General features: G+C 73.5%; 10 protein-coding genes and 1 pseudogene. 6 read left to right on the top strand and 5 right to left on the bottom strand.

The genetic code is table 11. The annotated features are described in order from the left end of the window. Positions 1-166: 166 nt before the first annotated feature. The 4 genes and pseudogenes from NUM_RS23625 to NUM_RS23615 all read right to left on the bottom strand — a co-directional run. Positions 167-1,180 carry a C-terminal binding protein gene (locus NUM_RS23625; RefSeq protein WP_207127113.1) on the bottom strand — a complete coding sequence of 338 codons (1,014 nt, stop codon included), beginning with the start codon at positions 1,178-1,180 and terminating at the stop codon, positions 167-169. 48 nt (positions 1,181-1,228) lie between these two features. Continuing rightward, positions 1,229-2,968: a dihydroxy-acid dehydratase gene (gene ilvD / locus NUM_RS23620; RefSeq protein WP_207127112.1), complete on the bottom strand. Its 1,740-nt coding sequence runs from the start codon at positions 2,966-2,968 to the stop codon at positions 1,229-1,231. Positions 2,969-3,019: 51 nt separating this feature from the next. Then, positions 3,020-4,360 (bottom strand): glucose-6-phosphate dehydrogenase, encoded by a 1,341-nt coding sequence (locus NUM_RS37330; RefSeq protein WP_263975138.1) that lies wholly within the window; start codon positions 4,358-4,360, stop codon positions 3,020-3,022. Between the two features lie 74 nt (positions 4,361-4,434). Beyond that, positions 4,435-6,207 (bottom strand): annotated as a pseudogene (locus NUM_RS23615) (glycoside hydrolase family 15 protein); the annotation flags it as partial. Between the two features lie 441 nt (positions 6,208-6,648). Here NUM_RS23615 and NUM_RS23610 point away from each other — a divergent pair. From NUM_RS23610 to NUM_RS23595, 4 genes are all read left to right on the top strand, one after another. Further along, positions 6,649-7,509 carry a universal stress protein gene (locus NUM_RS23610; RefSeq protein ID WP_207127110.1) on the top strand — a complete coding sequence of 287 codons (861 nt, stop codon included), beginning with the start codon at positions 6,649-6,651 and terminating at the stop codon, positions 7,507-7,509. A 216-nt stretch (positions 7,510-7,725) separates the two neighbouring features. Next, positions 7,726-8,106 carry a YciI family protein gene (locus NUM_RS23605; protein WP_207127109.1) on the top strand — a complete coding sequence of 127 codons (381 nt, stop codon included), beginning with the start codon at positions 7,726-7,728 and terminating at the stop codon, positions 8,104-8,106. 5 nt (positions 8,107-8,111) lie between these two features. Further along, entirely contained in the window at positions 8,112-8,498 is a 387-nt protein-coding gene (locus tag NUM_RS23600; protein ID WP_225918797.1) for a YciI family protein, read from the top strand. 77 nt (positions 8,499-8,575) lie between these two features. Beyond that, the gene (locus NUM_RS23595; protein ID WP_207127108.1) at positions 8,576-9,847 is read left to right on the top strand and encodes an RNA polymerase sigma factor; all 1,272 of its coding nucleotides are present in this window, start codon (positions 8,576-8,578) and stop codon (positions 9,845-9,847) included. Positions 9,848-9,853: 6 nt separating this feature from the next. Here the strand turns inward: NUM_RS23595 and NUM_RS23590 are convergent, their stop codons facing one another. Further along, positions 9,854-10,684, bottom strand: coding sequence for a helix-turn-helix domain-containing protein (locus tag NUM_RS23590; RefSeq protein WP_207127107.1), 831 nt, complete (start codon positions 10,682-10,684; stop codon positions 9,854-9,856). Between the two features lie 84 nt (positions 10,685-10,768). Here NUM_RS23590 and NUM_RS23585 point away from each other — a divergent pair, with 84 nt between their 5' ends. Together NUM_RS23585 and NUM_RS23580 are read left to right on the top strand one after the other, a co-directional pair. Continuing rightward, on the top strand, positions 10,769-11,191 hold the full coding sequence (locus NUM_RS23585; RefSeq protein WP_207127106.1) for a nuclear transport factor 2-like protein: 423 nt from the start codon (positions 10,769-10,771) through the stop codon (positions 11,189-11,191). Between the two features lie 4 nt (positions 11,192-11,195). Further along, positions 11,196-11,555 carry a cupin domain-containing protein gene (locus tag NUM_RS23580; protein WP_207127105.1) on the top strand — a complete coding sequence of 120 codons (360 nt, stop codon included), beginning with the start codon at positions 11,196-11,198 and terminating at the stop codon, positions 11,553-11,555. The last annotated feature ends 29 nt before the right edge of the window (positions 11,556-11,584 follow it).

Raw genomic sequence — 11,584 nt, 5'->3', positions numbered from 1 at the left:
GCAGCGTACCGGCGGCGGTGCTGGTCAGCGCAACGGTCGTTCCCGCCCGTCGGGGTCCGGGCACAGCGCCGCGTCGTTCAGCGCCGGCCGCCGCTGACCGTCTCGCCGCCCGTTCGCCGGTCTCGGCGCGGGCGGGCGGCCCCGAGTTCGTCGAGCCGCCGGCCGGTCAGCGCGGGTGGGCGGCCGCGAGCTCGTCCGCGTTGACCGGCGACAGCGGCGCCTGCCCGGTCAACACCCGGACCACCTCGTGCGCGGCGAACTCGCGGACGGTCCGCATCGCCTCCTCGGAGTAGTAGGCGGCGTGCGGGGTGACGATCACGTTGTCCAGGCCGAACAGCGGGTTGCTCGGGGACCAGTCGCGCTGCTTGCCGGGCTCCTCCTCGATGTCGTCCAGGCCGGCGCCGGCGATCCAGCCCTCGCTCAGCGCCCGGTACAGCGCATGGTCGCGCACGATCGGCCCGCGCCCGGTGTTGACCAGGATCAGCGTCGACTTCATCCGGCGCAGCTCCGGCTCGCCGATGAGGTGGCGCGTCTGGTCGGTCAGGGGCGCCTGCACGACGAGGTAGTCCGACTGGTCGAGCAGCTCGTCGAACGACACCGGGGTGGCACCGTGCGCGGTGATCTCCGCCGGCGCCAGGTACGGGTCGTGCGCGATCACGCCCATCCCGAACGCGCGCGCCCGCACCGCGATCGCCTGCGCGATCGCGCCGAACGACAGCAGCCCGATCAGCCGGCCCTGCATCCGGTGGATCGGCTCGCCCGACTGCCAGCGCCAGACGCCGGCCCGGGTGGCCCGGTCGTACGTGCCGATCCGGCGGGCGGCCGCGAGCAGCAGCGCCATGGCATGGTCGGCGACCTCGTCCCGGCACCAGTCGTTCGGCACGTTGGTCACCAGGATCCCGTGCCGGGTCGCGGCGTCGACGTCGACGATGTCCACCCCGGTGCCGTACCGGGCGATCACCCGGCAGCGGGTGAACGCGGCGATGGCCCGGGCCCCGACCGTCGCGTACTGGGCGAAGACCGCGTCGGCGTTGCGGGCGGCGGCGATCACGTCGTCCTCGGTCTTGCAGTCGGCGGCCACCAGCCGGAAGCCGGCGCGTTCGATGATGCCGCGTTCGATGTCCACCTCGCCGAAGTCGTGGTCGGCGACGACCACGGTGAGCGTGCCCTGCTCGGTCATGCTCGATCACCTTCCCGCGCTCGGTTCGCTGTCTCCCGCTGCCGCCCGTCAGCTCATCGGCGCGCCGTCCCGGCTGCTGCCGGCGACCCGCGAGTACAGCGAGAGGATGCCGGTCTCGTGCCGCGGCGCCGGCGCCCGCCAGACCTCGCGTCGCTCGGCGAGTACCGCGTCGATCTCGTCGGCCGGGCGGCGCTCGTTGTCGACACCGACGACCGCCAGCCGGCGTGCCGGAATGTCGATCTCGACCAGGTCGCCGTCCTGTACCAGCGCGATGGCTCCGCCGTCGAGCGCCTCCGGCGCCACGTGCCCGACGCACGGACCCTTCATGGCGCCCGAGTAGCGGCCGTCGGTGACGATCGCGGTGGTGGTGTTGAGCGCCGGGTCGGCGGACAGGATCGCGGCCGCGTAGTACATCTCCGGCATGCCGTTGGCGCGCGGCCCCTCGTACCGGATGACCAGGACGTCGCCGGGGGAGACCTGCCGCTGCAGCAGCGCGTGCACCGCCTCGTCCTCGAAGTCGAAGACCCGGGCCGGGCCGACGTGGGTGTGCATCTGTTGCGGCACCGAGAACGTCTTGATCATCGCGCCGTCCGGCGCCAGGTTGCCGTACAGGATGGCCAGGCCACCGTCGTCGGCGAACGGGTCGGACCGCGGCCGGATGATCTCGTCCCGGGCGATCTTGTAGTTGTTGAGGTAGCCCAGCCGCTCGCGGAAGAAGAACGGGTCGTGCTCGATCTCGTCCAGGTTCTCGCCCAGCGTCTTGCCGGTGACCGTCAGGCTTTCCAGGTGCAGCATCTCCCGCAACTCCAGCATCACCGCGGGAACCCCGCCGGCGTACCAGAAGTACTCGACCGGGTAGCGGCCGGTGGTCTTGACGTTGGCCAGCACCGGCACCCGGCGGTGGATCCGGTCGAAGTCGTCGATGGTCAGCTCGACGCCGGCCTCCCGGGCGATCACGGGCAGGTGCAGCAGCGCGTTGGTGGAGCCGCCGATCGCGGCGTGCAGTACGACCGCGTTCTCGAACGCCTCCCGGGTCAGGATCTCCCGCGGCGTCAGGTTGCGCCGGATCAGGTCGACCAGTTGCTTGCCGCTGGCGCGGGCGTACCGCAGCAGCTTGGTCAGCGGCGCCGGGACCAGCGCCGAGCCCGGCAGCGCCAGTCCCAGCGCCTCGGCCAGGACCTGACCGGTACTGGCGCTGCCCATGAACTGGCAGGCGCCGCAGGTCGGGCAGGCGCCGCGCTGGGCGCTCTGCAGGTCCTCGCGGGGCAGCTCGCCGCGTTCCACCGCGGCGCCCATCTCCCACATCTGGTTGGAGGTGACGTAGTCGGGCGCGTTCAGCTGGGTACCGCCGGGCAGGTGGATGGCCGGCAGGTTGCACCGGGCGATGGCGAGCAGGTGCGCCGGTACCGACTTGTCGTTGCCGGAGACCAGCACCATGCCGTCGTGCGGATGGCCCAGCGCGTGGATCTCCACCATCGCGGCCATGATGTCGCGGGAGATCAGCGAGTAGCTCATCCCGTTGGTGGCCTGGACGACCCCGTCGCAGATGTCGCTGACGGCGAACACGCCGGGCTTGCCGCCCGCCTCGTACACGCCGTTGCTGACCTCGTCGACCAGCTCGCGGAAGTGGAACGTGCCCGGGTGGCCCATCCCGTAGGCGCTGTCCACCAGGACCTGCGGCTTGCCGAGGTCCTCCTCGGTCCAGTTCATGCCCAGCCGCAGCGCGTCGCCCTGGTGGTTGACCAGGCGCAGCCGCTGGCTGCGCAGCTGGGGGCGGTCGGTGTCCATCGAACCTCTCTTCCGTCGCCATCCCGCGCACCTGCCGGATCCCCTGCGCGGTCAGGGAACCGGCCCGTCGGAGCCGGCCGGGTACTCGTACAGCGGGATGGTGTCGGCCGACCACCCGGCCAGGACCGGCTCCACCACCCGCCAGGACTCCTCCGCCTCGTCGCCGCGGATCGACAGCGCCGGATCGCCGGTGAGCGCGTCGAGCAGCACCCGCCCGTACGGCGGCAGGTCGGGCGGCGGCATCCGCGCGGCCAGCCGTACCGGGGCGAAGGTACGTGCGGTCGAGCCGGTGCCGGTCAGATCCAGCGTCATGTCCTCCGGCGCCAGGCCGAACCGCAGCACGTTCGGCCGGACCTCGCCGTCGTGGCCGAACGGCAGGTGCGGTACCGGCCGGAAACGGACGGCGACCTCCATCCGGTCGCTGCCCAGCGCCTTGCCGGTGCGCAGCCGGAACGTGGTGCCCGACCAGCGCCAGCTGTCCAGCTCCAGTTCGAGCTGCGCGAACGTCTCGGTCCGGCGGTCCGGGTCGACGCCGTCCTCGGCGGCGTACGCGGGCACGTCCCGGTCGCCGATCCGGCCGGCCAGGTACCGCCCTCGCCGGGTGCGCCGGGCGACGTCGGCCGCGGTGAACGGCCGGATCGTGCGCAGCACGTCCAGCTTGCGGTCGCGCAGGTCGCGCTCGCCGAGACTGACCGGCGGCTCCATCGCCACCAGGCACAGCAGCTGCAGCAGGTGGTTCTGCACCATGTCCTTCAGGGCGCCGGCCCCGTCGTAGTAGCCGGCGCGGCCTTCCAGCGTCAGCCGCTCGTCCCAGACGATGTCCACCGCGGCGATGTGGGTGCTGTTCCACAGCGGTTCGAGCACCCGGTTGGCGAGCCGGACGCCGAGAATGTTCTCCACCGTGGACATGGCGAGGAAGTGGTCGACCCGGAACACCGCGTCCTCCGGTACCAGGTCGGCCAGCAGCCGGTTCAGCCGCTGGGCGTCGGCCAGGTTCTCGCCGAACGGCTTCTCCAGCACGATCCGGCTGCCCGGCGGCAGGCCGGCCCGGCCCAGCGAGGTGACCGCGGTGCCGAACAGCCCCGGCGGCAGGGCCAGGTAGACGGCGACCTGGCCACCACCGGCCACCAGCGCGGCGACGCTGTCGGCGTCGGTGACGTCGCAGCGGCGGAAGTCGGCCGACGCCACCACCGCCCGTCGCGCGTCGGCGGGCGAGGCGTCCCCGTACCGGTCCAGCTGCTCGGTGGCCCACCCGCGGAACCGTTCGGTGTCCCACTCGCTGCGATCGGCGCAGGTGACCCGGAACCGGTCGCCCAACCGCCCCGCCGCACGCAGCGCCGCGAGCCCCGGCAGCAGGTACCGGGCGTTGAGGTCGCCGGTACCACCGAACACGACGAGCCGGTCGATCCGCCTGCCGCCTTCCGCTGCCGGGCCCGCGCCAGGTTCACCCCGCTGGCGATGACCCCGATGTGGCTGAACGCCTGCGGGAAGTTGCCCATGAACTCGCCGGTCGTCGGGTGGATCTGCTCGGACAGCAGGCCCAGCGGGGACGCCCGCTCGCACAGCGAGTCGTACAGCTGCTCCGCCTCCTCGACGCGGCCCTGCCCGGCCAGGTTGTCCACCAGCCAGAAGCTGCACAGCAGGAAAGCGCCCTCGTCACCGGGGATCCCGTCGGTGGACTGCTCGTGCAGGTACCGGTAGAGCAGCCCGTTGCCGGCCGACAGCCGCTCGGCGATGGTGTCGGTGGTGGCCACCATCCGCGGATGGTCCACCGGTACCACCAGGCGCAGCGGCAGCGCGAGCAGGCTCGCGTCCAGGCCGCCGGTGCCGTCCAGGTGCTCCCGGAAGGTCCGGGCCCCGTCGTCCCACGACTGGTCCAGGATCGCCTGGCGCAGCTTGTCGGCGGCCGCCCGCCAGCCGGCCACCGGTCCCGGCAGGCCGAGCCGTTCCCCGATGGTCGCCGCGCGGTCGAGCGCGACCTGACACATCGCCGCCGAGTAGGTGAACACCCGGCCCTCGCTGCGTACCTCCCAGATGCCCTGGTCGGGATGGCGCCACGCGTCGCCCGCGGTGTCGGCGAGGCCGGCCAGACCGCCCCACAGCGCCGGTTCCAGCTCGCCGCCGGCGCGCAGCCACTGATCCGCGCAGTCCAGCACCTCGCCGTACACGTCGTGCTGGCGCTGGTCGGCCGCGCCGTTGCCCCACCGCACCGGGGCGGAGCGGCGGTACCCCTCCAGCTGGGCGTCCTCGACCTCGTCCGGCACCGCCTCGCCGGACAGCGTGTACATGATGCGCGGCACCCGGCTCTGCTCGAACGCGTCCAGCACCCAACCGAGGAACGCGTCCGCCTCGTCGGCGAAACCGATGCGGCGCAACGCGAACACGGCGAACGACGCGTCCCGGATCCACACGTACCGGTAGTCCCAGTTGCGCACGCCGCCGATCGGCGCGGGCAGCGAGGAGGTGGGCGCGGCGACCAGCGATCCGTTCACCCAGTCGTCGCACAGCTTCAGGGTGATGGCCGCCCGGCGCACCATCTGCTCCTGTGGCCCGTCGTAGTTGAACCGGCGCATCCACCGGCGCCACGCCTCGGCCGTGTCCCGCAGCATCGTCGCCGCGTCGAACCGGTGGTGCCGGTGGTACCGGCGCCAGGACAGCACCAGGTCGAGCCGGTCGCCCCGGTGCAGGTCGTAGGCGCCGGTCAGGCCGTCCAGCGGCCGGCTGGAACGCAGGTGCAGGCGCAGGTCCGGCCGTCCCGGTACGCCCAGTTCCAACCCGCTGAACAGGGTCCGCACGTGCGCGCCGCCGCGGGGCCGCACGTCCACCCGCAGTCGCACGTCGCCGTCGGTGACGACCGCGGAGCGCACCAGCTCGGCGCGCTGCGCGGGCGCGTCGTCGCTGAGGTCGGCGCCGGGCCGCAGCGCCAGCGCGTCGGTCACCCGTACCCGCCCGGTGTCGGTGACCATCTCGGTGACCAGCACCGCGGTGTCCGGTTCGTAGAACTGCCGAGCCTGCCGGATGCCTTCCGGCGCGACGGTGAACTCGCCGCCGCGGGTGCGGTCGAGCAGGCCGCAGAACAGCGGGTCGGAGCCGAAGTCGGGCAGGCACAGCCAGGGGATCGACCCGTCCAGCCCGACCAGCGCCGCGGTCGCGCCGTCGCCGATCAGACCGAGGTCCTCCAGCGGCAGGTACCCGTCGCGCCGTCGGATCGTCCGAAACTCCGGATCGGGGTCAAGCATCGCTCGCCTCCACGCCTCGCGATCGCTTGCACCGCATCGTGCTGTGTACCTGTTCGGCACGCCGGGCGGGTGCAGTCCGGTCGGCGAGGCGGCCTCGGTCGGCTCTCTCGTTCCCGACAGGAAGCCTAGACCGGCCGCTCGCCGGATCGTGGCGATACGTCCGGACGAGCCGGGCACCGCACGACCGCCCGCGCGCTGCTGGGCCGGGCCGGGGCCCGCCGTGCCGGCCGTCCGGTTCGGCACCGCTCAGGCCGGGCATCCGGTTCGCCGCCGGAGCAGGTACCGGGCGGTCGCCGGCATCCGGAAAGATTCCGGTTCCCGCGGCGGCGTGCCGCCGTGCGGACCACCATCGTGGGGGAGGGTGGGCAGCGCCCGGCCGTGGGGTCGCGGGGCGCGAACATCGGGCGTGGGCCCGCGGGCGCGAACATCGGGGTGATCGTGATGCCGGATCCGGTTCTCGTCGGCATGGATGGGTCGGCGGCGAGCTTGCGGGCCGTGCGATGGGCGGCGCAGGCGGCGGCGTCGCGGCAGCTGCCGCTGCGGATCGTGACGGCGTTCGTCTGGCCGATCCAGCTGTACTCGGTGATCTCGGGCGGCCAGCTGCCCGAGCTGACCGTCCTGCGGGACGATGCCCGGGAGCGGCTGATCGAGCAGGCCGACGCGGTGCGTGCCGAGTTCCCGGACGTGTCGGTGACGGAGGACTTCGTCGAGGAGGAACCGGCCAAGGCGCTGGTCGAGGGCAGCGGTGCGGCGGCCCTGACCGTGGTCGGGCAGCGCGGCCGGGGGGCCCTGGCCGGGATGCTGCTGGGCTCGGTCAGCGACCAGGTGGCGACCTACGCGACCGGCAGCGTCGTGATCGTGCCGGACGAACCGGCGGTGGACGGCCCGGTGGTGGTCGGCACGGACGGTTCCGCGGTGTCGCAGGCCGCCGTCGAGTTCGCGTTCGACGAGGCGTCCCGCCGCCGTACCGAACTGGTCGCGGTGCGGGCCTGGCTGGCGCCGGGGCTGGACGGCCCCAACCGCGTCCCGATGTTCCTGGACTTCGACGAGATGGCCGGGCAGGAACGGCGGCTGCTGGCGGAGTCGCTGGCCGAATGGCAGCCGAAGCATCCCGACGTGCCGGTCCGGTCGGCCCTCGGGTACGGATCGCCGGCGTCCCAGCTGCTCGAACAGGCCGAGGGGGCGGCGCTGCTCGTGGTGGGCTCGCGCGGGCGCGGCGGGTTCGCCCGGATGCTGCTCGGCTCCACCAGCCGTTCGCTGCTGTCCCGGGTGAGCTGCCCGATCGCCGTCGTCCGCCCGTGACCGCGCCGTAGCGGGCCCCGCGTCCCGTCACCGGTGCGGTCCGGTCGGTTCGACGAACGACGACGCCGGCCCGCCGCGCGGGTGGATACCGGAGAGAATCTGCGGGACGGTGTCGTACCGAGGGGTGTGCGTTCGTGGAACCGGTGTGCGGTGGCCGGCCGGGCCGCCGGTACGAGGAGCCGACCGGCCCTCGCGCACCGACGAAAGGGGACGATCGTGCCGGAGTACCTGATTGCGTTCAACGACGAGTGGGTGCCCGAACACACCGAGGAGCAGATCGGGGCGAAGGGCGTCGCCAGCCGGGCCGTGCTCGCGGAGATGCGGGCCGAGGGCGTACTGATCTTCACCAACGGAGCGCTCGACCGGTCGACGGCGCTGTGCAGCGTGGCGGCGGTCGACGGCGAACCCGTCTTCACCGACGGCCCGTACGTCGAGAGCAAGGAACACCTGGGCGGCCTGTGTATCGTGGACGTCCCCGACGACGAGACCGCCCGGTACTGGGCGGGGCGGCTGACCACGGCACTCGACTGGCCGCAGGAGGTGCACCGGTTCCCCGGCCCCGGGCACGTCGGTCGCCCCGGCGCCGCGGGGAGGTGAGCACGATGCCGCGCTACCTGCTGTCGGTCCACGGGCCGGCCGAACCCGGCGAGCTCGGCAACTACCCGTCCCAGGACGCGATGCTGCAGGCGTTCGCCGACACCGCTGCCTTCACCGAGAGGCTGCAGCGCGAGGGGCACTTCGTCTTCGCCGGCGGGCTGGCACCCGCGACGACCGCCACCACCGTCGACGGCCACGGCGCGACGCCCGTGCTCACCGACGGCCCGTACCTGGTGGCCAAGGAGTACCTCGGCGGCTTCTGGGTCGTCGAGGCGCCGGATCTGGACAGGGCGCTGGCGCTCGCGGCCGAGGGGTCGAAGGCGTGCCGCGGCAGGATCGAGGTGCGCCCGTTCCAGACCGAGGACTCGTTCCCGCACCTGCTGAAGCCGTGACCGGCCGGCGACCTGCCGAAGCCGTGACCGGCCGGCGACCTGCCGAGCCCGTGACCGGCCGGCGGCCTGCCGAGCCCGTGACCGGCGGGCGACCTGCTGAAACCGGGGTCGGCGGGCCCGTCGAGGAGGCGATCACCCGCGTTCACCACGAGGAGTGGGCGCGGGTGGTGGGCCGGCTCGCGCGCCGGTTCGGCGATCTCGACGTCGCCGAGGAGGCGACGGCCGAGGCGTTCGTGGCGGCGGTCGAGCGGTGGCCGCGCGACGGCGTACCGCCCAATCCCGGCGGCTGGTTGGTCACCACCGCGACGCGCAAGGCGATCGACCGGATCCGTCGCGAGTCCCAGCGCGACGCCAGGCACCAGGCGGCCCAGATGCTGTCCGACCACACCCCACCCGAACCGACCGGCCCGGTCCAGGACGACCGGCTGCGGCTGGTGTTCACCTGCTGCCACCCGGCGCTCGCCGTGGAGGCCCGGGTGGCGCTCACCCTGCGGCTGCTCGGCGGGCTCACCGTCGCCGAGATCGCGCACGCGTACCTGGTGCGGGAGACCACGATCGCGCAGCGGATCACCCGCGCCAAGGCCAAGATCAAGGCAGCGCACATCCCGTACCGGGTGCCGTCGGCCGAGGACATCCGGGAGCGGCTCGCCGGCGTGGAGTCGGTGGTGTTCCTGGTCTTCAACGAGGGGTACCTGGCCAGCGGGGGAGACGACCCGGTACGCGTCGACCTCACCGACGAGGCGATCCGGCTGGGCCGGCTGCTGCACACCCTGCTGCCGGACGACGGCGAGGTGACCGGGCTGCTCGCCCTGATGCTGCTGATCGACGCGCGGCGGCGCTCCCGGGTGTCGCGGACCGGTGAGCTGGTGACGCTCGACGAGCAGGATCGGGGAGCCTGGGACCGTGCCCTGATCGCCGAGGGGCACGCACTGGTCCGCGAGCGGATCGCGGCCGTCGCCGCCGGCGGTGAACCACCCGGGCGGTACCAGCTGTTGGCCGCGATCAACGCGGTGCACACCGCCGCCCCGTCGGCCCGGGACACCGAATGGTCCCAGATCGTCGCGCTCTACGACCGGCTGGCGATGCTCGACCCCGCGCCGATCGTGCGGCTCAACCGGGCGGTCGCGGTCGCCGAGGTCGACGGGCCGAGCGTCGCGCTGGCCGAAATCGACCGGCTGGCCGGCGCGCTCGACGGGTACCACGCCTTCCACGCCACCCGGGCCGACCTGCTGCGTCGGCTCGGGCGAAGCGGCGAGTCGCGGGCGGCGTACGACCAGGCGATCGCTCTGGCCGGTAACCCCGCCGAACGCGCCTACCTCACCCGGCGCCGCGACCAACTCGCCGGTTGACCGCTCTCAGCCGGTGTCGCGGGTGGCCGCCGGGGGCGCGGGGTCGGGGCCGTCCGCGTACCGGCGGCGCAGGCTCTCGGCCGTGGCCTCGTCGGCGGGCAGGAACGCCTCCAGCCGCAACTCCGAGAGTGTCACGTCCACCGCGGTCGCGAACGAGGTCAGCGTGGTGATCAACCGCAGCTCGCCCGCCGCGACCCGCAGCCGCAACGGTACGGCGAAGCCCAGGTACTCCGGCCCCGGCGACGCGTCGGGCAGGTACCCGTCCAGCTCGGCGAGGAAGGCGGCCAGGGCCGGGTCCGGGCTGCGGCGCAGCAGGTCGCGCAGCCCGCCGGTGATGTGCCGGCCCCAGTCCGCGAGGTTCGCCACCCGCGGGGCCATGCCGCGCGGATGCAGCGCGAGCCGCACCACGTTCACCGGCGGTACCAGCAGCGACTCGTCGGCGCCCGCGGTGAGCACGTCGAACGCGGGGTTCGCCGCGACCAGCTCGCCGTATGGCCGGACCACGACCGCCGGGTACGGCAGGTGGCCGTGCAGGATCGTGTCGAGCGCGTGCCGTACCGGCCCGAGCGCGGCGGCACCGAGACCCGACTCCGGGTACACCGGGGCGAAGCCGGCGACGTGCAGCAGCGCGTTACGTTCCCGCAGCGACAGCCGCAGCGCCTCGGCCAGCCGGACCACCATCGCCGGGCCCGGCCGGGATCTGCCCTGCTCCAGGAAGCTCAGGTGGCGCTGGGTGGTGCCGGCGGCGGTCGCCAGCTCCAGCTGGCTGAGCCGGCGCCGGTTGCGCCACAGCCGAAGCTCCGCCGCGAACCGGCCGCCCGACAGCGTGCTCGTCATGGCTCCTTCATACCCGACGGCGGTGCGAACACCATTCCCTCCAGGGAATCGCCACGCCGCCCGACCGGCCACAGACTTCACCCCATGCACAGCACAGACGCCACCACGTTGGCCGACCGGTACCTCGCACAGTGGAACGAACCCGATCCCGCGGCCCGCGCCGCGATCATCACCGAACTCTGGGCGCCCGACGCCGTCCACGTCCTCGTCCACCCGCCGCAGCAGATCCGGGACGCCGCCGCCGAGCTGGCGATCCCGGCACCGCCGCTGGTGGTCCGCGGGCACGACGCGCTGCGCCGCCGGGTGGACCGCGCGTACCAGATGTTCGTGGCGTCCGGCGAGCACTTGTTCGTGGTGGACGAGGCGTCCGCCCTGATGCCCGCCGTGTACGCGGTGCGCTGGTCGATGCGCTCCACCGGGCACGGCACGGTCGACGGCGGGGGTGCCGACGTGCTCACCGTCGACGAGGCCGGGCGGATCCGCACCGACCACCAGTACGTCGGGTGACGCGGTGCGGATCACGAGGATCGTCCGTACCGGGGACGGCGGGTCAGCGTTTCGCGACGACGAGATCGCGCTGGCGTCGCACCGGATCGTCGCCGGGGTGCCACCGATGGAGCTGGGCGCGCTGCCGTCGAGCGGCGGCGCGCGGTTCGTGCGCAGCGCGGCGTTCGACAGCGCCGCGCATCCGGCCCCGGTCGAGCAGTGGGTGATCATGCTGCGCGGCACCATCGAGGTCACCGTCAGCGACGGTGCCCGTCGCCGCTTCGGCCCCGGTGACCTGGTGCTGGCGGCCGACATGACCGGCACCGGCCACGTCACCACCGGCATCGGAGCCGCCCCGTTCGAGGCGCTGTTCCTCCCCACCTGAGCCGCCCCTCTGAGCCTGGCCCGGCGGGT

The organism is Actinocatenispora comari (assembly GCF_017312725.1).
GTDB lineage: Bacteria > Actinomycetota > Actinomycetes > Mycobacteriales > Micromonosporaceae > Actinocatenispora > Actinocatenispora comari.
The sequence above is the reverse complement of the archived record's forward strand: the minus strand, read 5'-3'. Positions and strand labels throughout refer to the sequence as shown.

Excerpts from the sequence above, each read along its gene's own strand:
- NUM_RS23625 (WP_207127113.1), bottom strand. The coding sequence starts at position 1,180 with ATGACCGAGCAGGGCACGCTCACCGTGGTCGTCGCCGACCACGACTTC.
- ilvD (WP_207127112.1), bottom strand. The coding sequence starts at position 2,968 with ATGGACACCGACCGCCCCCAGCTGCGCAGCCAGCGGCTGCGCCTGGTC.
- NUM_RS23610 (WP_207127110.1), top strand. The coding sequence starts at position 6,649 with ATGCCGGATCCGGTTCTCGTCGGCATGGATGGGTCGGCGGCGAGCTTG.
- NUM_RS23600 (WP_225918797.1), top strand. The coding sequence starts at position 8,112 with ATGCCGCGCTACCTGCTGTCGGTCCACGGGCCGGCCGAACCCGGCGAG.
- NUM_RS23590 (WP_207127107.1), bottom strand. The coding sequence starts at position 10,684 with ATGACGAGCACGCTGTCGGGCGGCCGGTTCGCGGCGGAGCTTCGGCTG.
- NUM_RS23585 (WP_207127106.1), top strand. The coding sequence starts at position 10,769 with ATGCACAGCACAGACGCCACCACGTTGGCCGACCGGTACCTCGCACAG.